We start from the raw sequence: 25239 nt of genomic DNA, 5'->3' as shown, positions 1-25239 counted from the left end.
GTCAGACCTCTTCGACGCTGCTCGGCTCGCGCCGGGACAGGTCGATACCGAGCTCCTCCGCCGCGCGGAAGACGTCCTCGTCCGTGTCGCGCATCTCGATGGACATGCCGTCCGAGGACAGCACCTCCACGTTGAGGCAGAGCGACTGCATTTCCTTGATGAGCACCTTGAAGGACTCAGGGATGCCCGGCTCGGGGATGTTCTCGCCCTTGACGATCGCCTCGTAGACCTTGACGCGGCCGGTCACGTCGTCGGACTTGATCGTCAGGAGCTCCTGGAGGGCGTATGCGGCGCCGTATGCCTCAAGGGCCCACACCTCCATCTCACCGAAGCGCTGTCCACCGAACTGAGCCTTACCACCCAGCGGCTGCTGCGTGATCATGGAGTACGGGCCGGTCGAGCGCGCGTGGAGCTTGTCGTCGACCAGGTGGTGCAGCTTGAGGATGTACATGTACCCGACCGAGACCGGGTCCGGGAACGGCTCGCCGGAGCGGCCGTCGAACAGCTGGGCCTTGCCGGAGGGCTGCACCAGCCGGTCGCCGTCGCGGTTCGGGATCGTGGCCTCGAAGAGACCGGAGATCTCGTCCTCGCGCGCACCGTCGAAGACGGGGGTGGCGACGTTGGTGCCGGGGGCGACCTGGTCGGCGCCGATGGCCTGCAGGCGCTTGGCCCACTCGTCACCGAGGCCGGAGACGTCCCAGCCGCGGCTGGCGAGCCAGCCGAGGTGGATCTCCAGGACCTGTCCCGGGTTCATTCGGGACGGGACACCCAGCGGGTTGAGGATGATGTCGACCGGGGTGCCGTCCTCCAGGAACGGCATGTCCTCGATCGGGAGGATCTTCGAGATGACGCCCTTGTTGCCGTGACGGCCGGCGAGCTTGTCACCGTCGGTGATCTTGCGCTTCTGCGCGACGTAGACGCGGACCAGCTGGTTCACGCCCGGCGGCAGCTCGTCGCCCTCTTCGCGGTCGAAGACGCGGACGCCGATGACCTTGCCGATCTCACCGTGCGGCACCTTCAGCGAGGTGTCGCGCACCTCGCGCGCCTTCTCACCGAAGATCGCGCGGAGCAGGCGCTCCTCGGGGGTCAGCTCGGTCTCGCCCTTGGGCGTGACCTTGCCGACGAGGATGTCACCGGCGACGACCTCGGCACCGATACGGATGATGCCGCGCTCGTCGAGGTCGGCGAGGACCTCTTCGGAGACGTTCGGGATGTCCCGGGTGATCTCCTCGGGGCCGAGCTTGGTGTCACGGGCGTCGACCTCGTGCTCCTCGATGTGGATCGAGGAGAGGACGTCGTCCTGCACGAGGCGCTGCGACAGGATGATCGCGTCCTCGTAGTTGTGACCCTCCCACGGCATGAACGCCACGAGCAGGTTCTTGCCGAGGGCCATCTCACCGTTCTCGGTGGCCGGACCGTCGGCGAGGACCTGGTCGGCGACGACCCGGTCGCCCTCGGAGACGACAACCTTCTGGTTGACCGAGGTGCCCTGGTTGGAGCGCATGAACTTGGCGATGCGGTACGTGGTGTACGTGCCGTCGTCGTTGGTCACGGTGATGTAGTCCGCGGAGACCTCCTGGACCACACCGTCCTTCTCGGCCTTGAGCACGTCACCGGCGTCGGTGGCGCAGCGGTACTCCATGCCGGTGCCGACCAGCGGCGCCTCGGACTTGATCAGCGGCACCGCCTGGCGCATCATGTTCGCGCCCATGAGGGCACGGTTGGCGTCGTCGTGCTCCAGGAAGGGGATCATCGCGGTGGCGACGGACACCATCTGGCGCGGCGAGACGTCCATGTAGTCGACGTCGGCCGGCGGGACGTAGTCGACCTCGCCGCCACGGCGGCGGACCAGCACGCGGGACTCGGCGAACCGGAGCTCGTCGTTCAGCGGCGCGTTGGCCTGCGCGATGACGAAGCGGTCCTCCTCGTCGGCGGTCAGGTAGTCGACCTCGTCGGTGACCTGGCCCTCGACGACCTTGCGGTACGGCGTCTCGATGAAACCGAACGCGTTGATGCGACCGTACGAGGCCAGCGAACCGATCAGACCGATGTTCGGGCCTTCGGGCGTCTCGATCGGGCACATGCGGCCGTAGTGCGACGGGTGCACGTCACGGACCTCGAAGCCGGCCCGCTCACGGGAGAGACCACCCGGACCGAGGGCGTTGAGACGACGCTTGTGCGTCAGGCCCGACAGCGGGTTGTTCTGGTCCATGAACTGGGACAGCTGGCTGGTGCCGAAGAACTCCTTGATGGAGGCGACGACCGGCCGGATGTTGATCAGGGTCTGGGGCGTGATCGCCTCGACGTCCTGGGTGGTCATGCGCTCGCGCACGACGCGCTCCATACGGGCGAGACCCGTACGGACCTGGTTCTGGATCAGCTCGCCGACGTTACGGATACGACGGTTGCCGAAGTGGTCGATGTCATCGGTCTCGACCATGATCGAGCGACCGGACTCGCCGATCGTCTCGGTCTCACCGGCGTGCAGCTTCACCAGGTACTTGATGGTGGCGATGACGTCGTCGGTGGTGAGGACCCCGGCGTCCAGCGGCTCGTTCGCGCCGAGCTTCTTGTTCACCTTGTAGCGACCGACCTTCGCGAGGTCGTAGCGCTTCGGGTTGAAGTAGAGGTTCTCCAGCAGCGTCTGTGCGGCCTCGCGCGTGGGCGGCTCGCCCGGACGCAGCTTGCGGTAGATGTCGAGCAGCGCGTCGTCCTGGCCCTGGGTGTGGTCCTTCTCCAGGGTGGCGCGCATGGACTCGTACTCGCCGAACTCCTCCAGGATCTGCTCGGTCGTCCAACCGAGAGCCTTGAGCAGAACGGTCACGGACTGCTTGCGCTTGCGGTCGATACGCACACCGACCATGTCGCGCTTGTCGATCTCCATCTCCAGCCAGGCACCCCGGGACGGGATGATCTTGGCGGAGAAGATGTCCTTGTCGGACGTCTTGTCGATGGAGGAGTCGAAGTAGACACCGGGCGAACGGACGAGCTGCGACACCACGACACGCTCGGTGCCGTTGATGACGAAGGTGCCCTTGTTCGTCATGAGCGGGAAGTCGCCCATGAAGACCGTCTGAGACTTGATCTCACCGGTCTCGTTGTTGGTGAACTCGGCCGTGACGAAGAGCGGGGCGGCGTACGTGAAGTCGCGCTCCTTGCACTCGTCGATCGAGTTCTTCGGGGGCTCGAAGCGGTGGTCGCGGAACGTAAGCGACATCGACCCGGAGAAGTCCTCGATCGGTGAAATCTCCTCGAAGATTTCCTCCAGGCCGGACTTGGTGGGGACGTCTTGTCCACTGTCCAGAGCAGCCTCGACGCGAGCCTTCCAGGCGGCATTGCCGAGGAGCCAGTCAAAGCTCTCGGTCTGCAGCGCGAGGAGGTTCGGAACCTCGAGGGGCTCCTTGATCTTTGCAAAGGAGATGCGCAGCGGGGCAGTGCTGGCACCGTTGTTCGTATTCGCGGTCGAGGCGTTGCGCGAGGCGGCCAAGAGGGGGTCCTTCCGAGGGCTCGGACTCACTACGCGCGTACCGGTCCCAAGCTGGACACGGAGACAGAAATCCCAGGTCAGAGACGTTCGGTCATCGATGCTCAAGCGTGGGCATGCCCCTGGTGACGGGCAGGAGGCAGCTAACAGGCAGCGCAAAGGGTCAGTGTAGCCAAACGGCACACTGATGTCCAGTCGGGGTTCTCAGAGACCCACGTAGCTCTCAACAGCTGTTCTCAACACCTATGACTAGCCCTTGCGCGCGGTGCGCTCTTCTTTACTGCCCGCTTCGCCCACGATCCATGCCTCGGATTCGGATCGATCTGACGACGCGTCCTGAGAATTGCGCGCCGCGTGCGGTTCGTCAAGGCCCCCCTGCCGGGACGAACACCCCGAGGCCCTCACCCGGTCACCTCCCGGCACCTGCCGGCCGACCCCGAGAGACAACGGCGATGATCACCATACTCGTCGCCGCCGGAAGAGCAAGGCAGCCGCCGCGGGCAAGCCGAAGGGCGACCACCCGGATGGGTGATCGCCCTTCGTCGTTTGACGTCCGTGCCGTGCGGCACGGGCAGTCAGGAGGAGTCAGCAGACTCCTTGAGTCACTTGACCTCGACGGAAGCGCCGGCGGCCTTGAGGGACTCGGCAGCCTTCTCGGCGGCCTCCTTGGCGACCTTCTCGAGGACCGGCTTCGGGGTGCCGTCGACGAGGTCCTTGGCCTCCTTCAGACCCAGCGAGGTCAGCTCACGCACGACCTTGATGACCTGGATCTTCTTCTCGCCAGCGCCGGTGAGGATGACGTCGAACTCGTCCTTCTCCTCGACGGCCTCGGCAACGGCACCCGGGCCGGCCGGGCCGGCGACGGCGACGGCCGCGGCGGCGGTGACGTCGAACTTCTCCTCGAAGGCCTTCACGAACTCGGAGAGCTCGATGAGGGTCATCTCTTCGAACTGCGCGAGCAGGTCGTCCTGGGACAGCTTCGCCATGATGGCGTCCTTCCACTAATTCGGCAGGTGCCGGATGTACATGTAGGCGGGCGTACGTTCGGCCCGCTGTGGCCGTCTCCCTAGGGGGCGACGGTCATTGCGCGAGCCGAGTTACTCGGCACCGCCCTGCTCTTCGAGCTTGACGCGAAGCGCCTCCGCGGTGCGGACGAACTTCGACGGCAGCGCCTGGAAGAGCGAAGCAGCCTGAGACTGCTTGCCCTTGAAGGCACCGGCCAGCTTGCTGAGCAGAACCTCGCGGGACTCGAGGTCCGCAAGCTTCTTGATCTCATCGGCGGACAGCGCCTTACCGTCAAGGACACCGCCCTTGATGATCAGGTTCGGGTTCTCCTTGGCGAAGTCACGAAGACCCTTCGCCGACTCCACCGGGTCACCGGTGATGAAGGCAACCGCCGTCGGACCAGTGAACTGGTCGTCCAGCGAAGTGATCCCGGCCTCGTTGGCCGCAATCTTGGTCAGCGTGTTCTTCACCACGGCGTACTGGGCGTTCTCACCGAGCGAACGACGCAGCGTCTTGAGCTGCGCCACGGTGAGACCCCGGTACTCGGTCAGCACGGCGGCGTTCGAGCTGCGGAACTGGTCCGCGAGCTCGGCTACCGCGGCAGCCTTGTCGGGCCTTGCCATGAGCGTCGGCCTCCTTCCGGGTGATGAGGACCGCTCAGAAGGGGCCGGGAAAGACGAAACGCCCCGGCGCGGGCGCCAGGGCGTAGCTCGACCGAACGACGTCCGGGAGCTTTCCACAGTCACCTGCGCAGGTCGCCCGTACTCAACGGATCCTTCGGTCGCTGTTCCCTCTTGCGAGAGCACAGCAACGACCAGCGGTCTTTGGCTTCCGTAGGAGGTTACGCGACCGGGACGGTGTCGAGCAAATCCGTCCCGAGGCGGACGACGCGCCCGGGTCGTACGAGGGCTCAGGCCCCGCCGTCTGCGCCCTTCATCATCTCGGCCAGGTCCATGGTCTCGGAGGCCGGCGGGGCCTTGACCGTGACCGGCTTGTTGAAGTCCACGAACGTGATGGTCAGGTCGAGCCGGCCCTTGTCGGTCGTGGACCGGGTGCGGAACTGCTTGGTGTGGTCGCTGCCGTCGATCCACATGTCCATCGAGAGCTTCTCGATGCCCATGTCCTCGTACTTCTTCAGCGCCTGTGTGCGTCGCTCGCGGGTCTCCGCGTCCTCGTCCGCGAGGGACGCGCGCATGTCGGCCAGGGTGACCGTGCCGGTGTAGTGCGTCGTCCGGACGCCGTCCACGGTGGCCGGCCCGACCTTCTTGAGGTCCTTGGCGACGCTCATCGACGCGGACTCCTCCGCGGGGTTGCGGTCGGCCTGACTGGACAGACCACCCAGCGGGTCCTGCCCCGTCGACTTCTTGAGCTCGGCCATGTCCAGCTTGAGCCAGGACTTGCCGTCCATCTCGGCGGCCGCTTCCGCGCCACCGTTGATGTACATGGCATCGCCGGTGAGCCGCAGTTCGACCTCGCCGGCGTCCCCCGCGGAACCGCCCTTCATGTGCATCTGCATGGCCGGGGGCTTCATGGACATCGCCGCGGTCCCCTCCATGGTCTGCCCCTGGACCTCACCGCTCATCCGGTACGTGAGCGACGTGATCCGGCGACTGTTGTCGGCGGCCTTCCGCACGGCCGCGGCAGGTGTCACCTCGACCGGCTTCTGCCCCGCCCGCTCGCCGGTTTCGCCGGCAGCGGCCGGGCCGCTCTTCTCCCCCGTACACGCCGCCGTTCCGCACAGCAGCACGCCGACCGCAACAGCGACAGCGATCCCTCGGTGACTCGAACGCATGATCCCCCCACGGGACGTCAAAATGTTAGTCAAGTCCCATGACCATATCGGTCGACACTGGCAGTGCACAGTGAATAAACGTGGCCGATGCAACGAACGGGCCCCGCACCTTCCTCTTCCGAGGTGCGGGGCCCGTTCGTCGCGCCTGTCCGCGGGCGGCGGGGGTGCGCCGACGCGTGGAGCGGTCGGAGCGGAGGCTCAGGACGCTCCCGCGCCGCTCTCCTGCTGCTTCATGAGATCGGTGAAGTCGACCGTGTCGCCGGCCGGGGGCTTCTCGACCGAGACCTTCGTGCCGTAGTCGCTGTAGTACACGGTCGAATTGAGCTCGCCGGTCTTCATCTGGCCGCGCTCGGTCTTCTTGACCAGCAGATTGTTCTCGTCGACCCAGATGTCGACCGTCTCCGTGGTGATCCCGGCGTCGCTCAGCTGCTTCTTCAGCTGGTCGAGCTGGTCGGCGTCGAGCGCCGAGTTCTTCGCGGTCAGTTCGGCGACGTCGACGGTGCCGGAGTAGTGCGTGGCGGAGACCCCGCGCACGTCCTCCTGGCCGACCTTCTTCACGTCACCGGAGGCCAGCAGGGACTGCACGCCCTGGTCGGGGGTGGTGTTCTGCATCTGCTGCTTCATCGCCTCGCCGGAGGCACCCGCGATCTTGGCGAGGTCGGCGTAGCTGTAGCTGATCCAGTGCTTGCCACCGGCCTGCCTGGCGAACGCGTCGCCCATGTTGACGACGTAGCCGTCCTTGAAATAACGGGCCTGCATGGTGCCCGTGCCACCGTTCTGCTTCATGGCGTCCGCCGCGCTGCCGCCGGTGGACGTGATCTCCATGACGCCGGTGAGACCGTCGGTCCAGTCGATGGTGCCCGTCTGCTTCATGGACATGGTGCTGCCCATCCGGGTGGTGCCCTCGACCTTCGCCGACTTCTCCCCACCGGTCTTCTTCTGCACATCACGCAACGCGGCTATCGGGTCGGCCTTCACGACGCCGCTGCCGCGGCTGTCGCCCTTGCCGCTGTCCGACCCCCCGCAGGCCGCGACCGACGTAAGCGCCGCTGCCGTCGCCACCGACAGACACACGCGTCGCACGGTACTGGTCCTCATGTCAGCTTCCACCCCTCGTTCGGCTCAGTCGGGTCCTCACGCTAACGCACAGCTCCGACACAGCCATCGGTTCCCTACGGATACGGATACGAGGACGGGCCCCGCACCTCGAAAGGTTGCGGGGCCCGTCCATGTCACACGTGACGCGGCCGGATGCCGAGCGCGGGGGCTCAGACGGCGGCCGGGTCCTCCTCGACGAGGAGGTTGCGGGTGCGGTTGGCGTCCAGCGGGATGCCGGGGCCCATCGTGGTGGCCAGTGCGGCCTTCTTGATGTAGCGGCCCTTGGCGGCGGACGGCTTCAGACGGAGGACTTCCTCCAGCGCCGCGGCGTAGTTCTCGACCAGCTTCGTGTCGTCGAAGGAGACCTTGCCGATGATGAAGTGCAGGTTCGAGTGCTTGTCGACGCGGAACTCGATCTTGCCGCCCTTGATGTCGTTGACAGCCTTCGCGACATCGGGGGTGACCGTACCGGTCTTCGGGTTCGGCATCAGACCACGCGGACCGAGCACACGGCCGAGGCGGCCGACCTTGCCCATGAGGTCCGGGGTCGCGACAACGGCGTCGAAGTCCAGACGGCCCTTCGCCACCTCGTCGATGAGCTCGTCGGCGCCGACGATGTCGGCGCCCGCGGCTTCCGCGGCCGCAGCACGGTCACCGGTCGCGAAGACCAGGACCCGGGCGGTCTTGCCGGTGCCGTGCGGGAGGTTCACGGTGCCACGGACCATCTGGTCGGCCTTGCGCGGGTCGACGCCCAGACGGAAGGCGACCTCGACAGTGCCGTCGAACTTGGTGGTCGCGGTCTCCTTGGCGAGACGGACGGCCTCGAGCGGGGCGTAGAGACGCTCCCGGTCGATCTTGGCGTCCGCAGCCCGGAGGTTCTTGCTGCGCTTCACTTCTACTCCTGTGGTTTCAGGGTGTGGAGTCGTGGTGCGGGCCAGCGCTTGGCCCTACCACTGAGGACGTGAGGGGCTGAATCAGCCTTCGACCGTGATGCCCATGGAACGGGCGGTGCCAGCGATGATCTTCGACGCGGCGTCGAGGTCGTTGGCGTTCAGGTCGGGGAGCTTCGTCGTGGCGATCTCACGGACCTGGGCGGCCGTCAGCTTGGCGACCTTGGTCTTGTGGGGCTCGCCGGAGCCCTTCTCCACGCCCGCGGCCTTGAGGATCAGCTTCGCGGCCGGCGGAGTCTTGGTGACGAAGGTGAAGGAACGGTCCTCGTAGACCGTGATCTCCACCGGCACGACCATGCCACGCTGCGACTCGGTCGCGGCGTTGTAGGCCTTGCAGAACTCCATGATGTTGACGCCGTGCTGGCCGAGCGCGGGGCCGACCGGCGGGGCCGGGTTGGCCGCACCGGCGTTGATCTGGAGCTTGATAAGCCCCGTGACCTTCTTCTTCTTGGGAGGCATTGCTCTCTCCGGGTCCTAGTGAGAGTGTTTCGCCGCCTTCCGGTCATCCGGATGGAGGCATACCGCACAACGATAACGGGTATAGCTGCGCGACCAAAAACCAAGCAGGTCAGACGGGCTTCGCAGCCGATCTGACCTGCTCGGTAGGCATGTGTCCGAAAACTGGCGGGAAGCCGCTAGTTCTTCTGGATCTGGTCGAAGCTGAGCTCGACCGGGGTCTCGCGGCCGAAGATCTCGACGAGACCCTTGACCTTCTTCGAGTCGGCGTTGATCTCGTTGATCGTCGCCTGCAGCGTCGCGAACGGGCCGTCGGTGACGGTGACCGAGTCGCCCACCTCGAAGTCGAGCACCTGCACCTCGACCTTGCGGGACGGAGCCGGCTTGCCCTCTGCCTCGGCGGCTTCGCGGGCGGCCTTCTCCTCGGCCTCCGGGGCGAGCATCTTGACGATCTCGTCCAGCGTCAGCGGGTACGGGTCGTAGGCGTTGCCCACGAAGCCGGTGACACCCGGGGTGTTGCGGACGACGCCCCAGGACTCGTTCGTCAGATCCATGCGCACCAGGACGTATCCCGGGAGCTTGTTCTGGCGAACGTTCTTGCGCTCGCCGTTCTTGATCTGGACGATCTCTTCCTCGGGCACTTCGGCCTGGTAGATGAACTCCTCGACGTTGAGCGAGACGGCGCGCTGTTCGAGGTTGGCCTTCACGCGCTTCTCGTAACCGGCGTACGTGTGGATGACGTACCACTCGCCGGGAAGGCCGCGAAGCTCCTCGCGCAGGGCGGTGACGGCGTCGACCGGGGCGGCTTCCTCGTCGGCCTCGTCGTCGTTCTCGTCGCCCTCGGAATCGGGGTCGGCCTCGGCGGCCTCGTCCTCGTCCTCGGTGTGCACGGCGGCCCGCTCGGCGGGCTCACCTGCGGCGGCGTCGGCAGCTTCGGCCTGGTCCGGCTCCTCGGCGTCCGCCGCCTCGACGATGTCGAGCTCGTCCTCGGCGGACTCGAAGGCGCCCGCCGTCGGCTCGACGGCGTCGTTCAGGTTCGGGTCAGACACGGTGGCTGCTTCTTCCTGGATACAAATGGGTGGAACATGCGAAAGGGGCGCCCATGAGGCGCCCTCCGCGGGATCAGCCGAAGACGTACTTGACGACCCGCTGGAATCCGAAGTCAATCACGGTCACCAGACCAATCATGACGACGACGAAGACAATCACCACCGAGGTGTACGTCGTCAGCTGGCTGCGAGTCGGCCAGACGACCTTGCGCAGCTCGGCGACAATTTGGCGGTAGAACAGCGCGAGGCGGCCCAGAGGGCCCTTCTTACCGCGCTTGCCGCCCTTCCGGGTCTTCTTCTTCGACTCCGGTACTTCATCCTCGGCATCAGGCATGTCGATGGAGCCCACGGCGTCCGTCACGCTACTCACCTGATTCCGGGTCATGGCCGTGCCGCGCCCGGTGGAGCCGCACGGCGGTGCATTGAAGTACGTACATGCGCACACTTCCTGGCGAAGAAGTGTGTAGCAGGGCCGGAGGGACTTGAACCCCCAACCGCTGGTTTTGGAGACCAGTGCTCTACCAATTGAGCTACGACCCTTTGTGGTTTTCACCAACCTACCGCATCTTCCCGGATGCCCGGGTGCGAGAACGGTGCGGCGGGTGAAGGCCAACGACAGGTGAGTGTACGTGTTCAGCGGCCCGGCGTCGAACAGATAGCTCCCGACCACTCCTGGTCGCATGTTGTCCGCATGGTGTCCGAGTCCTGTCCGGTCCCTGAAACCCCTGTGCCGACAGGGATCACGGTCTGGGACCATGGGGGTCATGAGCGCTGCAACTTCTCCGTCCGAGCGCCGGGTCTCCGCCCGCATCGGTGCCATCTCCGAGTCCGCCACCCTCGCCGTCGATGCCAAGGCCAAGGCTCTCAAGGCCGCAGGCCGTCCGGTGATCGGTTTCGGTGCCGGTGAGCCCGACTTCCCGACCCCCGGCTACATCGTCGAGGCCGCGGTCGAGGCCTGCCGCAACCCCAAGTACCACCGCTACACCCCGGCGGGAGGGCTCCCGGAGCTCAAGGCGGCCATCGCGGAGAAGACGCTGCGTGACTCCGGCTACGAGGTCGACGCCTCCCAGATCCTGGTGACGAACGGCGGCAAGCAGGCCATCTACGAGGCGTTCGCCGCGATCCTCGACCCGGGCGACGAGGTCATCGTCCCGGCTCCGTACTGGACCACCTACCCCGAGTCGATCCGGCTGGCCGGCGGTGTCCCGGTGGAGGTCGTGGCCGACGAGACCACCGGTTACCGGGTCTCCGTCGAGCAGCTGGAGGCGGCGCGCACCGAGCGCACGAAGGTCGTCCTGTTCGTCTCCCCGTCGAACCCGACCGGTGCCGTGTACAACGAGGCCGACGCCGAGGCGATCGGCCGCTGGGCCGTCGAGCACGGCCTGTGGGTGCTGACCGACGAGATCTACGAGCACCTCGTGTACGGCGACGCGAAGTTCACCTCGCTGCCCGCGATCGTGCCCGAGCTGCGCGACAAGTGCATCGTGGTCAACGGCGTCGCCAAGACGTACGCGATGACCGGCTGGCGGGTGGGCTGGATCGTCGGCCCGAAGGACGTCGTCAAGGCCGCGACCAACCTGCAGTCGCACGCCACGTCCAACGTCTCCAACGTGGCCCAGGTCGCCGCGCTGGCCGCCGTCTCCGGCAGCCTGGACGCGGTCGCCGAGATGCGGACCGCGTTCGACCGGCGCCGGCAGACCATCGTCCGGATGCTCAACGAGATCGACGGCGTGCTCTGCCCGGAGCCCGAGGGCGCGTTCTACGCCTACCCCTCGGTGAAGGAACTGCTCGGCAAGGAGATCCGCGGCAGGCGCCCGGCCACTTCGGTCGAGCTGGCGGCGCTGATCCTGGACGAGGCCGAGGTCGCGGTCGTGCCGGGCGAGGCCTTCGGTACGCCGGGCTACCTGCGGCTCTCGTACGCCCTGGGCGACGACGACCTCGTCGAGGGCGTCTCGCGGCTCCAGAAGCTGCTGGGCGAGGCCAAGGCCTGACGCGTCCTGGTTCCAGTGGGCGACCCCCCGGCTCCGGCCGGGGGGTCGCTTTCCTGTTCGGTGGCCGACTCGATAGGAAAAGCGGCTACCGCTGGACCCCACGTGTGCGGCAGGATCTTGGAATGGAGCGTGATGTACGGCTGTTGCCCAAGGCCCACCTGCACCTGCATTTCACCGGGTCGATGCGGCCCACGACCCTGCTCGAGCTCGCCGACAAGTACGGCGTGCATCTGCCGGACGCCCTGACCGGCGGCGAGCCGCCCAGGCTGCGGGCCACGGACGAGCGCGGATGGTTCCGCTTCCAGCGGCTCTACGACATCGCCCGGTCGTGCCTGAGGTCCGCCGAGGACATCCAGCGGCTCGTGCGCGAGACGGCCCAGGAGGACGTCGCGGACGGCTCGGGCTGGCTGGAGATCCAGGTCGATCCCACTTCGTACGCCCCGCTGCTCGGCGGGCTGATCCCGGCCATCGAGATCATCCTGGACGCGGTGGACAGCGCTTCGCGGGAGACCGGTCTGCCGATCCGGGTGGTGATCGCGGCGAACCGGATGAAGCACCCGCTGGACGCCCGGACGCTGGCCCGGCTCGCCGTGCGGTACGCGGACCGGGGGGTGGTCGGATTCGGGCTCTCCAACGACGAGCGGCGCGGGATGGCCCGGGACTTCGACCGGGCCTTCGCCATCGCCCGCGACGGCGGGCTGCTGGCGGCCCCGCACGGCGGCGAACTGTCCGGTCCTTCGAGCGTGCGGGACTGTCTGGACGATCTCGACGCGGCCCGGATCGGGCACGGGGTACGGGCCGCCGAGGACCCGCGGCTGCTGCGCAGGCTGGCGGAGCGCGGGGTGACCTGCGAGGTGTGCCCGGCGTCGAACGTGGCGCTGGGCGTCTACGAGAAGCCCGCCGATGTCCCCCTGCGCACACTGTTCGAGGCCGGGGTGCCGATGGCCTTGGGCGCGGACGACCCCCTGCTCTTCGGCTCCCGGCTGGCCGCGCAGTACGACCTCGTACGGCACCATCACGCGTTCACGGACGAGGAGCTGGCGGAACTGGCCCGGCAGTCGGTGCGGGGCTCCGCGGCCCCGGCCGCGGTCCGGACGGAACTCCTGGCCGGCATCGACGACTGGCTTTCGAAGCCGGCAGGTGGATTCGGCCAGGGCATCTCGTCGGCGAACCCGGCGTGACCGCGACGAGAGGACCTGGTGCCTCTCGTTGCGCGGCATACGGCCCGGTCTACACGCCGACCGCCCGCATCAGCACCCCGGCCACGGACGCGGCGAAGTCGTCGAGGGACTGCGGCGGCGCTCCGGCCTCCGTGGCCTCGTAAGCGAACGCCCGCTGCGCACAGGCCCCCAGGAGCAGTGAGGCGGCCGCGTACGTGTCCGCGTCGGCCCGTACCCGTCCGGCGGCCTGCTCGGAGCGGAGATAGGCGTCCAGGCCGCGGATGGGCATGTGCGGGCCGGTGCCCAGCTCCCGCATCGCCGCGTGGTGGCGTTCCTTGAGCGTGGGCTCGGCGTACAGCGAGGCGGCGATCGGGAAGCTCTGCTCGTAGAAGAGGGCCGCCTGGCGGGCGATCTCGGTGAGGTTCTGCTCGACGGTCCGCTCCCCCGCCCCCGGGGTCGCGATGAGCCGCTTCAACAGCGGATCGAGTCTGGGCAGCCGTTCCTTGAGCACGGCCACGAACAGTTCCTCCTTGCTCGGGAAGTGCTTGTAGAGCGCGGCCTCCGAGCAGCCTGCGGCTCTGGCGATCTCCTTGGTGGTGGCACGGGCCAGGCCGATGGTGAGCATCAGCTGATGGGCTGCGTCGACGATGCGGACGCGGGCCGGCTTCTGCTCCATGTGGACTCCAGTGACGCTTGACGAGGTAGTGAGTATCCACTCACCCTAGGGGTGAGTGAATACTTACCCACCCCAGGAGGGTGCGCAATGAGGATCACAGTGTTCGGCGCGACGGGCGGCGTCGGTCAGGAGATCGTCCGCCAGGCGGTGGCGGCGGGGCACGAGGTGACGGCGGTGGTGCGCGATCCGGCGCGGCTGCCCGTCCCGCTCTCCGACGTACGGGTCCACACGGCGACGCGCCTCGACGATCCGGAAGCACTGCGTGAGGCGGTCGCGGGCCGGGACGCGGTGCTCTCCGGGCTCGGCTCACGCGGCCGGAGAGCCGACGGCGTCGCGGAACGGCTCACCGGCTCGGTGCTGAGGGCGATGGAGGCCGAGGGGACGCGGCGGCTGGTCGTGGTCAGCGCCGCCCCGGTCGGGCCCCGGCCCGCCGACGACCCGCTGCCGGACCGACTGGTCCGCAAGGTGGTCGGAGCGATCCTCAAGGAGGTCTACGAGGACCTGACGCTGATGGAGGCCGCGCTGGCCCGGAGCGCGACCGACTGGACGTCCGTACGGCCGCCGAGGCTCACCGACGGGCCTCTGACGGGGAAGTACCGGACCGTCGTCGGGGGCGGTCCGCGCGGTGGCCGGACCATCTCACGGGCCGACGTGGCGCACGCGATGCTGGCGCTGATCGACGATCCGGCCGCGGTGAAGCAGGGCGTGGGCGTGGCGTACTGAGCGGCGTGCCTCCGGGTGCCGCGGGGACGGGCGGCGCCGGCCGGTGCTGTGGTCGGACGGGTCCACCGGCTGGCCAACCTTTCCGGCCACGGCGCTAGAGGCTCACGCCGACCGTCACGGGTTCGTTGACGAGCGTGACGCCGAAGGCCTCGTGGACCCCGGCGACGACCTCACGGGCGAGCGAGAGCAGGTCCTCCGTGGTCGCTCCGCCGCGGTTGGTGAGCGCGAGGGTGTGCTTGGTGGAGATACGGGCCGGGCCGGTGCCGTATCCCTTGGTGAAGCCGGCCCTGTCGATGAGCCAGGCCGCGGAGGTCTTGGTGCGCCCTCCGTCCGCGGGGAAGGCGGGGGGCGTCACCTCGGGGCCCAGTCGGTCCTTGGCGCGGGCGAGGAACGTCTCGTACTCCGCCTGCTCCAGGATCGGATTGGTGAAGAAGGAGCCGGCCGACCAGGAGTCGTGGTCCTCGGGGTCCAGCACCATGCCCTTGCCGGCGCGGAGCCTGAGCACCGTTTCGCGGGCGGCCTCGACGGGCACGCGCTCGCCTTGTTCGACGCCCATGACACGGGCCGTTTCGGGGTACTTCAGGGGCGCGGACAGGCCGCCTGCGTCTTCCAGTTCGAAGCGGACACGCAGCACCACGAAACGGTCGGGTTCAGCCTTGAAGCGACTGTGCCGGTACGAGAACGCGCACTCGATGTTCGGAATGGTGACCGTTTCACGGGTGCAGCGGTCGTAGGCGACGACCTCGGTGATCGTGGAGGACACTTCCTGGCCGTAGGCGCCGACGTTCTGGATCGGCGTCGCACCCGCGGACCCAGGAATTCCGGCCAGACACTCGATGCCCGCGAGACCGGCTTCGACGGTGCGCGCCACGGCGTCCGTCCAGATCTCTCCGGCGGCCAGTTCCAAGGTCGTGCCGTCCAGGGCGAAGCCCTTGGTCGCGATGCGCAGAGCCGTACCGTCGAAGCCCTTGTCGCCGATGACCAGATTGCTGCCGCCGCCGATGACGAGGAGCGGCGTGCCGCTGTCGTCGGCGTCGCGCACGGCTTCGATCACCTCGGCGTCGCTCGTCGCCGTGAGGAGGCGGGCGGCGGGACCGCCGAGCCGGAAGGTGGTCAGGGGGGCGAGGGGGGCGTCGTGGAGTTCCTGCACGGGGACAAGAGTACGGTCCGTGGCCCTGCCGCTCGGGCGGGGCCACGGACCGTACGCACGGGACCGCGGTTCAGGCGGCCACGGGAACGCGTTCCCCGGCGGCGGCCTCGGGCTCCGGGGCCGGGGCCTTGCGGCGGCCCGGTATCAGCAGGGCGACGAGTGCGGCCAGCACCACCGCGCCGGCACCGATCCACACCGCCGGAACAGTCCCGTCCGTGAAGGACTCCGCCGACTCGTAGCCGCCCTGCGAGGAGAAGACCGTGGCGAGCACGGCGACCCCGAGGGCTCCGCCGACCTCGCGCAGGGCGTTGCTGGCGCCGGAGGCGATGCCCTGCTCGGCGGGGCGGACGCTGGACATCACGAGGCTGGCGGCGGGTGCGAAGTACAGGGCCATACCGACGCCGCCGATCACCAGGCCGGGCAACTGCGAGACGTACGAGGCGTCGGGTCCGACGACCACCGCGAAGAACGCCAGGCCGATCGCCTGGAGCGCGAGCCCGGCCACGACCACCGGCCGGCCGCCGAGCCGGTCGGAGAGCATCCCCGCGACGGGGGCGACCAGCATCGGCATTCCGGTCCAGGGCAGCATCCGCAGACCGGCCTCGGTGGGCGAGTAGCCCAGCACACCCTGGAAGTACTGGCTGAGCAGGAAGATCGACCCGAACATCCCGAGGAACATCAGCAGACCGGCCACGTTGATCCCGAAGAACGCGCGGTTGCGGAAGAGCCGCATGGGCAGCATCGGGTTCTTCGCACGGAATCCGTGGCGGACGAACCCGCCGATGAGCGCGGCGCCCACGAGCAGCGCGGTGAGGACGGTGGCACTGGTCCAGCCGTCGGTGTTGGCGTTGACCAGGCCGTAGACGATGCCGAAGAGCCCGCCACTGACCAGGAGTGTGCCGGGGACGTCGAGCCGCGAGTCCGGCGCGTACGACTCCGCCAGGCGCAGCCGTGCCAGCGGCAGCAGGACCAGGCCGATCGGAACGTTCAGCCAGAAGATCCACTGCCACGACAGGTGCTCGGTGAGGCCGCCCCCGATCAGCGGTCCGCTGGCCACGGCCAGTCCGGTGACGGCACTGAAGATGCCGAGCGCGGCACCGCGGCGGGCGGCGGGCACGGCGGCCGTGAGCAGCGTGAGCGTCAGCGGCATCATGATCGCCGCGCCGACGCCCTGGACGGCCCGGAAGGCGATGAGTTCATCGATGCCGGACGAGAGGGCGGCCGCGGCGGAGGCCCCGGTGAAGACGGTGAGCCCGGTGAGGAAGAGCCGGCGTCGGCCGAACCGGTCACCGAGCGCCGCCCCGAGCATCAGCAGCACGGCGAAGGTGAGGGTGTACGCGTTCACGGTCCATTCGAGCTCCGCCAGTTCACCGCCGAGACTCTCGCGGATGGAGGGCAGGGCGGTGGTGACGACGAGGTTGTCGAGAGCCGCCATGAATCCGGCGACGCCGGTGATGACGAGGGCCCAGACCGCTCCTGAGCGGCTTGTCGTGTGCTGGTTCACTGCTCCCCCTGGGGATTAGTTATCAATGACTAACTTTTCCGGGCAGAAAACCGGGCGGAACCCGGGGCGCACCGTTCAGGCAGTCGGCCTGGCCGAGTCGTAGAACCCCGACCAGACCCTGTGTCCGGCCGGGAAGCCGAGCGAGGCGAGGGTGTTGATGAGCATGCCGTACGCGAGGAACGTCGTCGTCTCACCGAGATCGGCTCCGAGCGCCAGATGCGTCTCGTCCCACAACCGCAGCCAGCCCGCACGGACCGACTCGCCGAACTCGTGATCCCCCGACGCCTCGGCCGCCGCGACGGCCGCGTACATCTGCATCTGCATCAGCAGCTTGTCCGGGTCGCCGACGATCAGGCGCTGGTACGCCGTGGCCATGGCGTGCAGCGCCTCGTCGCCCTCAAGACCTTCGGCCGCCTCCGAGAAGACCTTCCGGGTGTCCACGAGACAGCGCTCGGCTGCGGCGAGGAACATGGCCTGCTTGTTGGGGAAGAGGCGGAAGAGATACGGCTGCGAGACGCCCACCCGCTTGGCGATCGCCTCGGTGGAGGTGGCATTGTACCCGCCACGGGCGAACTCGGTGATCGCCGCGCGGATGACGCTCTCGCGCCGCTCTTCTGCGCTCATCCTTGCCATGCCATGAAGTTAGTACTCAATCACTAACTTGGTCAAGCGGGATCCCGACCGCGACGGGCGCATGGGCGGGACCGGCGCATGCGCGAGGGGCACCGCCCCATGGACGGCACCCCTCACACCACATTCGGCGGGCTCAGGCGAGCTGCACCACGGCGCGGGACATGCCCAGCACCTTCTTGCCCTCGCTCATGACCGTCAGATCCACCCGCACCCGCCGGTCCTCCAGCAGGGCGGCCACCTTGCCCCCGACCTCGATCAGCGCGCCCTCGTCGTCGTTCGGGACGACGACCGGCTTGGTGAAGCGAACTCCGTACTCGACGACCGCGCCCGGATCTCCGGTCCAGTCCGTGACCACCCGGATCGCCTCGGCCATGGTGAACATGCCGTGCGCGATCACGTCCGGCAGTCCGACCTCGCGGGCGAACTTCTCGTTCCAGTGGATCGGGTTGAAGTCGCCGGAAGCGCCCGCGTACTGCACCAGCGTGGCCCGGGTCACCGGGAAGGACCGCGCCGGCAGCTCCGTACCGACCTCGACCGACTCGTAAGCAACCTTCGCCGTCATCACGCCTCCTCGGCGGCGCGCGCCACCAGCTTCGTCCACGCGGTCACGACGTGCTCACCGGACTCGTCGTGGACCTCGCCGCGGATGTCCAGGATGTCGTTGCCCGCCAGGGACTTGACGTCCTCGATCGTCGAGGTGACCGTCAGCCGGTCCCCCGCCCGAACGGGACGCGTGTAGGCGAATTTCTGGTCGCCGTGCACCACGCGGCTGTAGTCCAGACCCAGCTGCGGGTCCTGCACCACCTGCCCCGCGGCCTTGAAGGTGATCGAGAAGACGAACGTCGGCGGTGCGATCACATCGCTGTGGCCGAGCGCCTTGGCGGCTTCGGGGTCGGTGTACACCGGATTGGTGTCGCCCACCGCCTCGGCGAACTCGCGAATCTTCTCCCGGCCGACCTCGTACGGCGGAGTGGGCGGATAGGTCCGCCCCACGAAGGAATGGTCGAGCGCCATGTGCTCGCTACCTCCTGATGAAAGATGAAAAGACCGAGGGACAGCCCCATACAACGACACGAGGCCGCCCCCGGTGGGGACGGCCTCGTGTACGAGCCTTTTTCAGCGCGTTTCGCGGTGCGCCGTGTGCGAGTTGCAGCGCGGGCAGTGCTTCTTCATCTCAAGACGGTCCGGGTTGTTGCGCCGGTTCTTCTTGGTGATGTAGTTCCGCTCCTTGCACTCCACGCAGGCCAGCGTGATCTTCGGGCGGACGTCGGTGGCAGCCACGTGAGTGCTCCTTGGACGGACGGATGGACGGATGAACGCAAAAAAGAGTAGCCGATCGAAGGACCGACCCCACAATCGGCTACCGTAAGTAGCGGTGACCGGACTTGAACCGGTGACACAGCGATTATGAGCCGCTTGCTCTACCGACTGAGCTACACCGCTTTGATGAAGAGTCCCCCCGCCGAAGCGGGGTTTCCCGATCACCAGAGCCCCAATGCGGAATCGAACCGCAGACCTTCTCCTTACCATGGAGACGCTCTACCGACTGAGCTATTGGGGCGAGCGATGAAGACATTACACGGTTGGTCGCCGATCGCCCAAATCCGTTTTGCAGCCCCGTCCGGCGACCGCGACCGGCACCCGGCCGATCCCTTGATCGACCCCTTTCCGGCCCGCCCATCAGCCGCTTGAGCAGCGCCTCGGTGACCACATGGGTCACCTCGGCCCCAGCAGAACACCCGTGCCCCGGATCCCTCTCGGGGGCCACACCGGTACGACTATTTCGCTCCTCCTCGAACCGGACCGAGCACACCCCTAGGCTCGTCTCACTCTGCGTGATCTTGTCCCCCTTCCCAGGAGCGCGATGCCCGACAGTCAGCCGTGGCAGCCGGACGACCACGCCGCCGACGCGGCCGATGCGACCAGCAGCCCCGACACCGCCGAGACCGGCACCCTGGTGCTCTGCGGCGCCCGGCTCACCGACGGCCGCGTCGTGGACGTGCGGCTCGGTGGCGGACGCATCGAGGCCGTCGGCACCGCGGGCAGCCTGACCGCCCCCGGCCCGCGGGTGGAGCTGCGCGGTCATCTGCTGCTCCCCGCCCCCGCCGAACCGCACGCCCACAGCGACACCGCACTCACCGCCGGCGGTACGGGCCCCGACACCCCGGGCCCCGTGTCACACCGCCCCGAGGACATCCAGCGCCGCGCCACCGAGGCCGCCCTGCTGCAGCTCGGCCACGGCGCCACCGCGCTGCGCGCGCATGTACGGATCGGCTCCGTCCAGGGCCTCGCCTCCCTGGAAGCGGTGCTGCGGGCCCGCGATTCGCTGCGCGGACTGGTCGAGCTGACCCCTGTCGCCGTGCCGCGGCTGCTCACCGGCGTAGCGGGCACCGACAATCTCGCCATGCTGCGCGAGGCGGTGAAGATGGGGGTCGGCGCGGTCGGCGGCTGCCCCGACCTCGATCCGGACCCGGCGGGGTACGTGGAAGCCGTACTGGAGATCGCCGCCGAACAGGGCTGCCCCGTCGATCTGCACACGGACGGTGACGATCCGGCCCGGCTCGGCCGACTGGCCGCCATGTCCGGCGGGCTGCGGCCGGGCGTCTCCATCGGTCCGTGCGCCGGACTCTCCCTGCTCCCTTCCCAGTCCTCGGCCCGAGCCGCCGACCAGCTCGCCGCGGCCGGGGTGACAGTGATCTGCCTCCCCCAGGGCGGCTGCAGCGGGGTGGAGGGCCGGGGCACCGCGCCGGTGCGGCTGCTGCGCGCGGCCGGCGTACGGGTCGCCGCGGGCAGCGGGGCGCTGCGGGACGTCGCGAACCCGGTGGGCCGCGGGGACCCGCTGGAAGCCGCCTACCTGCTGGCCTCACAGAGCGGCATGCACGCCGACGAGGCCTACGAGGCCGTCTCCTCGGCCGCCAGGAGGGCGATGGGGCTGCCCGAGGTCCGGGTCGAGGCGGGCTTCCCCGCCGAGCTCCTCGCCGTGCGCGGGGAGCAGCTCTCGGGCGCGCTGTCGCTCGCCTACAGCCGGGTCGTGGTGCACCGAGGCCGGGTGGTGGCGCGGACGAGCGCGGTGCGCGAGTACTGCGACTCGGAGACCGTCGTCGCCCTCGGCCTGCCGCGCCAGGGCCGGCCGGATTCCGGCCCCTGCGGCGGGCCCTGAGCGCGGCGGCCCGCGGCGGCGTACGGTCGTGAACATGCGCATTGTCATCGCAGGTGGACATGGTCAGATCGCGCTTCGGCTGGAGCGACTGCTCGTCGCGGGCGGGTACGAGGCCGTCGGCGTCATCCGCAATCCGGAACAGATCCAGGACGTCCGGGCGGCAGGCGCCGAACCGATCGTCCTGGATCTGGAATCCGCCTCCGTCGAGGAGGTGGCGGAGGTGCTGCGCGGCGCCGACGCGGCGGTCTTCGCGGCCGGCGCGGGCCCGGACAGCGGCGCGGCACGCAAGGAGACCGTGGATCGCGGCGCGGCCGTGCTGTTCGCGGACGCGGCGGAACGGGCGGGCGTACGGCGCTACGTCGTGGTCTCGTCGATGGGCGCCGATCCCGACCACCCGGGGGACGAGGTCTTCGACGCGTATCTGCGGGCGAAGGGCGCCGCGGACGCGTATGTGCGCTCCAGGAGCGCACTCGACTGGACGATCCTGCGCCCCGGGATGCTGACGAACGACGCAGGCACGGGAATGGTTCTCCTGACCGCTTCGGCGGGCCGGGGGCCGGTGCCGCGCGACGACGTGGCGGCGGCGCTGGTGGAACTGCTGGAGACCCCGGCGACGGCGGGCCTCACGCTGGAGCTCATCTCAGGGAGTGTGCCGGTGGCGGTCGCAGTGAAGGACGTGGCGGGGAACTGAGCCGTTGATTTCGGCTCTTCGAGGCCGCGCGCCGGTCCCGGTCGGCGGCCCGCCTCTCCGGTTCAGCCGCCCGGCGCCGGGCGGACCGTGATGCCGTGGCGCTCCAGCAGGGCGGCGGTGACGCCGTCGCCCTCACGGAGCTCGCCCGTGAACGTGCCGTCGTAGACGCTGCCGCGCCCGCAGGAAGGGCTGCGGGCCATCAGCAGCGCCTCGGTGCACCCGGCCCGCCGGGCGGCCTCCAGCGCGCGTCGGGCGCCGTCCACGAACTGTTCCGTGACGTCGTGCCCGGTGTCGTCGATGACGCGGGCGCGGCCGTCGAGGACGTCGTGGCCGTCGCCGCCGACGATCTCGGCGGGGCGACGCGGGGTGGGCAGTCCGGCGGCGACCTCGGGACAGAAGGCGACGGGGCGTCGGTCCCCGAGGGACTCGGCCACGGCGGCAAAGGCCTTGGCGCGGCCGTCGAAGCGGCAGGGCACACCGTGCAGACAGGCGCTGACCAGCACAGGTTCCACGTTCACGATCCTCCCGGCGGAAACGGCCCCGGCAGCAGGAGCACTCCTCGTGCCGCCACAGGGAAAGGCTGAGCCGCCAGACTTGCAGCGGGCTGCCTCCAAACCCTCTGACCAGGCACTTTCGCGTTGCCCTGTCTCTTCGGGGGACGTCCGGGGAAATTGTAGGCCGATCGGGGGATCCGAGCCAGGCGCTGAGGAACGGTCGTCAAATCCCTGATCCTCATGAGCTCGCCCGGCCCACCGGCGCCTTCGCCTGCTTCCCCGAGGACGCCCTGAGCTGCGCCTACAGCCTCCACCTCGCCGATCCGGACGTGCACACTCATTCCGAAATGATCAGTGAGGCCGCGCCTGCGCGGTTGCTGCTGTCACCGTCTTCTGCGGTCGCGGGGTGATCCGTTGCGGTGCAGTGTGGAAGGCGTGCGCTCCAGGCAGGGACGTGTGCGACTCGGGCAGCCGTGGCAGCCGAGCCACCTGCTGCTGCTGATCCCTGTGGTTCTCATCGTCGTGATCACTGCCGCGGACATCGCGAGTGGGCCGAACATCGTTCTCGGCCCCCTGCTGGTGGTCGCGCCCACGCTCACCGCGTGGTTCGCGGGCCCCTGGACGACGGGCGGCATCGGGGTCCTGGCCATGGCGGGCGAGGCGGTCAGCGGCTGGCACACCGGAACGGTGTCTTCGCGGAACGTGGTGGTGGAGCTGATCGCCATCGCGGTGATCACCTCGTTGATCGTGTTCCTGTGTGCGGTGCGCGACCGGCACGCACGCCAGATGGCCCAGGTCCGGTCGGTCGCCGAGGCCGCCCAGCAGGTGCTGATGTGGCCGCTGCCGAGCCGGCTCGGTCCGCTGCAGCTCGCCTGTATCTATCTGGCTGCCGAGGAGGAGGCCGACATCGGCGGCGACCTGTACGCCGCCGTCCGTACCGGCGGCGTGGCCCGCGTGATGATCGGCGACGTACGGGGCAAGGGCCTGCCCGCCCTGGGCGAGGCCGCCCTCCTGCTCGGCGCCTTCCGCGAGGCCGCCCACCAGCACGCCTCCCTGCCCGACCTGGCCGCTTCCCTGGAACGGAGCATGACCCGCTACCTCGCCGACTCCGAACCGGAGGGCGAGGCGGGAGAACGCTTCGTGACCGCTCTTCTGGTCGAGATCGCCGACGCCGAGCCCCTGGTCCGCATGACCAGCTGCGGTCACCCGGCACCCCTGCTGCTCGGCCCGGACAACACCGTCCACGTGCCCCGCCTCCACCCCGGGCCCCCGCTCGGCGTCGGCGTCACGGATCCCGACAACCACGTCGTCGACGTCATGCCTTTCGGTCCTCGGGACACGCTGGTCCTGTACACCGACGGTGTCATCGAAGCCCGTGACCACAACGGCGTCTTCTACCCGTTCGCGGAACGCGCGGCCCAGTGGACCGACGACTCTCCCGAGGCTCTGCTCCACCACATCGAACGCGACCTGCTCGCCCACACCGGCGGACGCCTCGGCGACGACGTCGCCCTCCTCGCCATCCGTGGGGACGAAGCGCTGCCGCAAACGGCCGCGTACGACGATGAACGAGACGCCAACCGGGACGACGGCCCGCTGCATGTCGAGCATCGATGAGCTTGTGGAGCGGCGCGCAGTGTCACCTGCCCGAGCCGGGTCGGGGCACGCCCACGTTGCGGCAGGGGATCGTACGGGCAGGCAAAGGGGGGACCGACGGGAGCACGACGGGACGTCCTCACGGAGCAAGAGGCCATCTCGCTGCTCGCGCACCGTGCGTATGCCCTTCGTCACGCATGCAGAGGTGTCCTTCTGGCGCAGCCCCGGCACGGACCCGATGCGGTGTGCGGGCGTGCCGGGCACACGATGGCTGCGCCCTTCGCGTGCACACCAAGGTGCCGGCGCGGGCCCAGGAGCGAGCCGATCACCGGATCGACGCGGCGACGCGGCAGTGGACCGACCCCGAGTGGGCCGGCCCTCTCCCGGGTGACACGTGGGGGACACAGCCCGATCAGAGGTGGGACGGGGGCGAGACCGGGTGAGACGAGCCCCCGCTCGGGTGTGATCGGCACTGGGCTTTCGCGACACGAAAAAACCCCTTCCGATCTGCTCTTTCAGCAGGTCGAAAGGGGTTTCCCATCCTGTGGCGGCGCCAGGGTTCGAACCTGGGTAGGCTGAGCCGGCAGATTTACAGTCTGCTCCCTTTGGCCACTCGGGCACACCGCCGGGGATTGCTGTCATGAGAACCGCTTTTCGGCGGTGCCCCTTGGCAACGACGTAAACGATACCCGATGCCCGGGGGTGCTCCGCCACTGGATTGATCAGCGGCCCGATCGGGCGCGGGTGGCCGAGAACTGTTCCCGCAGTCCCTGGTGGATCGGCGCGCGGCGCCGGATGCGGTGCCTCGCAAGGCGGAGGGGCCTCCGCATACTGGCTGTGGGCGGAGGCCCCGACGAGCGGCGAGGTGCCGTGGCCGTCGTCTCGCGCGCGCCAGGGGTTACGGGACAGCCCTTATAGGCTTTGATCGGCGACGCGTGGGCCGGCAGGCCCGCCGCCGCCCGTACGGCACCCCGTTCCCCACACCCCCGATACAAGGAGCCACACGTCATGGCCGACTCCAGTTTCGACATCGTCTCGAAGGTCGAGCGGCAGGAGGTCGACAACGCCCTCAACCAGGCCGCCAAGGAAATCTCGCAGCGTTACGACTTCAAGGGCACCGGCGCCTCGATCTCCTGGTCCGGCGAGAAGATCCTCATGGAGGCAAACGGCGAGGAGCGGGTCAAGGCGATCCTCGACATCTTCCAGTCCAAGCTGATCAAGCGCGGCATCTCGCTGAAGTCGCTGGACGCGGGCGAGCCGCAGCTGTCCGGCAAGGAGTACAAGATCTTCGCCACGATCGAGGAGGGCATCTCCCAGGAGAACGCCAAGAAGGTGGCGAAGACCATCCGCGACGAGGGTCCGAAGGGCGTCAAGGCGCAGGTCCAGGGCGACGAGCTCCGGGTCAGCTCGAAGAGCCGGGACGATCTGCAGGCCGTGCAGGCGCTGCTGAAGGGCAAGGACTTCGACTTCGCCCTGCAGTTCGTGAACTACCGGTAGGTCTTCGACAGGTCGCGCCTTCCGGGCGCGGGGTGGCGCGGTGGGGGGTGCGCCGCGCCACCCCCCGCCCGGGACGCGAAGTCCGAATAACGCCCGGCGCGCCGGAGCCGGGGCCGCCCACCAGTGCCTA

Annotated in this window: 24 protein-coding genes and 4 tRNA genes; 7 read left to right on the top strand and 21 right to left on the bottom strand. The window is 68.7% G+C overall.

Annotated elements, in window-relative coordinates; translation table 11 throughout:
• Position 1: 1 nt before the first annotated feature.
• The 10 genes from rpoB to ACIRP2_RS08940 form a co-directional block, all read right to left on the bottom strand.
• The gene (gene rpoB, locus ACIRP2_RS08985; RefSeq protein WP_404248023.1) at positions 2-3487 is read right to left on the bottom strand and encodes a DNA-directed RNA polymerase subunit beta; all 3486 of its coding nucleotides are present in this window, start codon (positions 3485-3487) and stop codon (positions 2-4) included.
• Positions 3488-4086: 599 nt separating this feature from the next.
• Positions 4087-4470, bottom strand: a complete 384-nt coding sequence (gene rplL, locus ACIRP2_RS08980; protein WP_114246089.1) for a 50S ribosomal protein L7/L12 — start codon at positions 4468-4470, stop codon at positions 4087-4089.
• A gap of 111 nt (positions 4471-4581) precedes the next feature.
• Positions 4582-5112, bottom strand: coding sequence for a 50S ribosomal protein L10 (gene rplJ / locus ACIRP2_RS08975; protein WP_093540771.1), 531 nt, complete (start codon positions 5110-5112; stop codon positions 4582-4584).
• 287 nt (positions 5113-5399) lie between these two features.
• A complete protein-coding gene (locus ACIRP2_RS08970) occupies positions 5400-6281 on the bottom strand; it encodes a DUF1396 domain-containing protein (RefSeq protein WP_404248021.1) in 882 nt (293 codons plus the stop codon).
• 198 nt (positions 6282-6479) lie between these two features.
• The gene (locus ACIRP2_RS08965; RefSeq protein WP_404248019.1) at positions 6480-7379 is read right to left on the bottom strand and encodes a hypothetical protein; all 900 of its coding nucleotides are present in this window, start codon (positions 7377-7379) and stop codon (positions 6480-6482) included.
• Positions 7380-7549: 170 nt separating this feature from the next.
• Positions 7550-8272, bottom strand: a complete 723-nt coding sequence (gene rplA / locus ACIRP2_RS08960) for a 50S ribosomal protein L1 (protein WP_093897228.1) — start codon at positions 8270-8272, stop codon at positions 7550-7552.
• An 81-nt stretch (positions 8273-8353) separates the two neighbouring features.
• The gene (gene rplK, locus ACIRP2_RS08955) at positions 8354-8788 is read right to left on the bottom strand and encodes a 50S ribosomal protein L11 (RefSeq protein ID WP_006126872.1); all 435 of its coding nucleotides are present in this window, start codon (positions 8786-8788) and stop codon (positions 8354-8356) included.
• Positions 8789-8964: 176 nt separating this feature from the next.
• Positions 8965-9834: a transcription termination/antitermination protein NusG gene (nusG, locus tag ACIRP2_RS08950; RefSeq protein WP_404248016.1), complete on the bottom strand. Its 870-nt coding sequence runs from the start codon at positions 9832-9834 to the stop codon at positions 8965-8967.
• A gap of 73 nt (positions 9835-9907) precedes the next feature.
• A complete protein-coding gene (gene secE / locus ACIRP2_RS08945; RefSeq protein ID WP_351078063.1) occupies positions 9908-10195 on the bottom strand; it encodes a preprotein translocase subunit SecE in 288 nt (95 codons plus the stop codon).
• A gap of 106 nt (positions 10196-10301) precedes the next feature.
• Positions 10302-10374, bottom strand: a tRNA-Trp gene (locus ACIRP2_RS08940).
• 224 nt (positions 10375-10598) lie between these two features.
• On the opposite strand from ACIRP2_RS08940, the gene ACIRP2_RS08935 reads away from it, so the two are divergent.
• Positions 10599-11825, top strand: coding sequence for a pyridoxal phosphate-dependent aminotransferase (locus ACIRP2_RS08935; protein ID WP_404248013.1), 1227 nt, complete (start codon positions 10599-10601; stop codon positions 11823-11825).
• A 122-nt stretch (positions 11826-11947) separates the two neighbouring features.
• Positions 11948-13006, top strand: coding sequence for an adenosine deaminase (locus ACIRP2_RS08930; RefSeq protein ID WP_404248011.1), 1059 nt, complete (start codon positions 11948-11950; stop codon positions 13004-13006).
• Between the two features lie 49 nt (positions 13007-13055).
• Here ACIRP2_RS08930 and ACIRP2_RS08925 read toward each other — a convergent pair whose 3' ends face one another.
• Complete coding sequence (locus ACIRP2_RS08925) at positions 13056-13661, bottom strand: TetR/AcrR family transcriptional regulator (RefSeq protein WP_404248009.1); 606 nt, start codon at positions 13659-13661, stop codon at positions 13056-13058.
• An 87-nt stretch (positions 13662-13748) separates the two neighbouring features.
• Here ACIRP2_RS08925 and ACIRP2_RS08920 point away from each other — a divergent pair, with 87 nt between their 5' ends.
• Positions 13749-14384 carry an NAD(P)-dependent oxidoreductase gene (locus tag ACIRP2_RS08920; protein ID WP_404248007.1) on the top strand — a complete coding sequence of 212 codons (636 nt, stop codon included), beginning with the start codon at positions 13749-13751 and terminating at the stop codon, positions 14382-14384.
• 94 nt (positions 14385-14478) lie between these two features.
• Here the strand turns inward: ACIRP2_RS08920 and ACIRP2_RS08915 are convergent, their stop codons facing one another.
• The 8 genes from ACIRP2_RS08915 to ACIRP2_RS08880 all read right to left on the bottom strand — a co-directional run bounded on the left by ACIRP2_RS08915 (position 14479) and on the right by ACIRP2_RS08880 (position 19232).
• Complete coding sequence (locus tag ACIRP2_RS08915; protein WP_404248005.1) at positions 14479-15534, bottom strand: UDP-N-acetylmuramate dehydrogenase; 1056 nt, start codon at positions 15532-15534, stop codon at positions 14479-14481.
• 70 nt (positions 15535-15604) lie between these two features.
• Positions 15605-17038 (bottom strand): DHA2 family efflux MFS transporter permease subunit, encoded by a 1434-nt coding sequence (locus ACIRP2_RS08910; protein ID WP_404248003.1) that lies wholly within the window; start codon positions 17036-17038, stop codon positions 15605-15607.
• A gap of 75 nt (positions 17039-17113) precedes the next feature.
• Positions 17114-17662, bottom strand: coding sequence for a TetR/AcrR family transcriptional regulator (locus tag ACIRP2_RS08905; RefSeq protein ID WP_404248001.1), 549 nt, complete (start codon positions 17660-17662; stop codon positions 17114-17116).
• 142 nt (positions 17663-17804) lie between these two features.
• Entirely contained in the window at positions 17805-18233 is a 429-nt protein-coding gene (locus ACIRP2_RS08900) for a MaoC family dehydratase (protein ID WP_404247999.1), read from the bottom strand.
• Entirely contained in the window at positions 18233-18685 is a 453-nt protein-coding gene (locus ACIRP2_RS08895) for a MaoC family dehydratase N-terminal domain-containing protein (protein ID WP_404247998.1), read from the bottom strand. Before ACIRP2_RS08895 ends, ACIRP2_RS08900 begins: the two co-directional genes overlap by 1 nt.
• A 102-nt stretch (positions 18686-18787) precedes the next feature.
• Entirely contained in the window at positions 18788-18952 is a 165-nt protein-coding gene (gene rpmG, locus ACIRP2_RS08890; RefSeq protein WP_003956487.1) for a 50S ribosomal protein L33, read from the bottom strand.
• Positions 18953-19041: 89 nt separating this feature from the next.
• Positions 19042-19114 (bottom strand) — tRNA-Met (locus tag ACIRP2_RS08885).
• 45 nt (positions 19115-19159) lie between these two features.
• A tRNA-Thr gene (locus tag ACIRP2_RS08880) sits at positions 19160-19232 on the bottom strand.
• 303 nt (positions 19233-19535) lie between these two features.
• On the opposite strand from ACIRP2_RS08880, the gene ACIRP2_RS08875 reads away from it, so the two are divergent.
• The gene (locus tag ACIRP2_RS08875; RefSeq protein WP_404247996.1) at positions 19536-20831 is read left to right on the top strand and encodes an amidohydrolase family protein; all 1296 of its coding nucleotides are present in this window, start codon (positions 19536-19538) and stop codon (positions 20829-20831) included.
• A 34-nt stretch (positions 20832-20865) separates the two neighbouring features.
• Entirely contained in the window at positions 20866-21522 is a 657-nt protein-coding gene (locus tag ACIRP2_RS08870; RefSeq protein ID WP_404247994.1) for an SDR family oxidoreductase, read from the top strand.
• A gap of 62 nt (positions 21523-21584) precedes the next feature.
• On the opposite strand, the gene ACIRP2_RS08865 is transcribed toward ACIRP2_RS08870, so the two are convergent.
• A complete protein-coding gene (locus tag ACIRP2_RS08865) occupies positions 21585-22034 on the bottom strand; it encodes a DUF523 domain-containing protein (RefSeq protein ID WP_404249408.1) in 450 nt (149 codons plus the stop codon).
• Between the two features lie 417 nt (positions 22035-22451).
• Between ACIRP2_RS08865 and ACIRP2_RS08860 the strand changes: the two genes are divergently transcribed.
• A complete protein-coding gene (locus ACIRP2_RS08860) occupies positions 22452-23633 on the top strand; it encodes a PP2C family protein-serine/threonine phosphatase (protein ID WP_404247992.1) in 1182 nt (393 codons plus the stop codon).
• 524 nt (positions 23634-24157) lie between these two features.
• Here the strand turns inward: ACIRP2_RS08860 and ACIRP2_RS08855 are convergent.
• Positions 24158-24239: transfer RNA gene (locus ACIRP2_RS08855), tRNA-Tyr, on the bottom strand.
• 381 nt (positions 24240-24620) lie between these two features.
• Between ACIRP2_RS08855 and ACIRP2_RS08850 the strand changes: the two genes are divergently transcribed.
• Positions 24621-25109: a YajQ family cyclic di-GMP-binding protein gene (locus tag ACIRP2_RS08850; protein ID WP_351085021.1), complete on the top strand. Its 489-nt coding sequence runs from the start codon at positions 24621-24623 to the stop codon at positions 25107-25109.
• Positions 25110-25239: the final 130 nt, after the last annotated feature.

Source organism: Streptomyces sp. NPDC101194 (genome assembly GCF_044767885.1).
In the GTDB taxonomy this organism is placed as follows: domain Bacteria; phylum Actinomycetota; class Actinomycetes; order Streptomycetales; family Streptomycetaceae; genus Streptomyces.
Note: the sequence above shows the minus strand (reverse complement) of the source record. Positions and strands in the feature narration are given on the sequence as shown.

Coding starts and splice junctions, on each gene's coding strand:
- rplL (WP_114246089.1), bottom strand. CDS start 4,470: ATGGCGAAGCTGTCCCAGGACGACCTGCTCGCGCAGTTCGAAGAGATG.
- rplJ (WP_093540771.1), bottom strand. CDS start 5,112: ATGGCAAGGCCCGACAAGGCTGCCGCGGTAGCCGAGCTCGCGGACCAG.
- ACIRP2_RS08970 (WP_404248021.1), bottom strand. CDS start 6,281: ATGCGTTCGAGTCACCGAGGGATCGCTGTCGCTGTTGCGGTCGGCGTG.
- ACIRP2_RS08965 (WP_404248019.1), bottom strand. CDS start 7,379: ATGAGGACCAGTACCGTGCGACGCGTGTGTCTGTCGGTGGCGACGGCA.
- rplK (WP_006126872.1), bottom strand. CDS start 8,788: ATGCCTCCCAAGAAGAAGAAGGTCACGGGGCTTATCAAGCTCCAGATC.
- ACIRP2_RS08935 (WP_404248013.1), top strand. CDS start 10,599: ATGAGCGCTGCAACTTCTCCGTCCGAGCGCCGGGTCTCCGCCCGCATC.
- ACIRP2_RS08930 (WP_404248011.1), top strand. CDS start 11,948: ATGGAGCGTGATGTACGGCTGTTGCCCAAGGCCCACCTGCACCTGCAT.
- ACIRP2_RS08925 (WP_404248009.1), bottom strand. CDS start 13,661: ATGGAGCAGAAGCCGGCCCGCGTCCGCATCGTCGACGCAGCCCATCAG.
- ACIRP2_RS08920 (WP_404248007.1), top strand. CDS start 13,749: ATGAGGATCACAGTGTTCGGCGCGACGGGCGGCGTCGGTCAGGAGATC.
- ACIRP2_RS08905 (WP_404248001.1), bottom strand. CDS start 17,662: ATGAGCGCAGAAGAGCGGCGCGAGAGCGTCATCCGCGCGGCGATCACC.
- ACIRP2_RS08900 (WP_404247999.1), bottom strand. CDS start 18,233: ATGACGGCGAAGGTTGCTTACGAGTCGGTCGAGGTCGGTACGGAGCTG.
- ACIRP2_RS08895 (WP_404247998.1), bottom strand. CDS start 18,685: ATGGCGCTCGACCATTCCTTCGTGGGGCGGACCTATCCGCCCACTCCG.
- ACIRP2_RS08875 (WP_404247996.1), top strand. CDS start 19,536: ATGCCCGACAGTCAGCCGTGGCAGCCGGACGACCACGCCGCCGACGCG.
- ACIRP2_RS08870 (WP_404247994.1), top strand. CDS start 20,866: ATGCGCATTGTCATCGCAGGTGGACATGGTCAGATCGCGCTTCGGCTG.
- ACIRP2_RS08850 (WP_351085021.1), top strand. CDS start 24,621: ATGGCCGACTCCAGTTTCGACATCGTCTCGAAGGTCGAGCGGCAGGAG.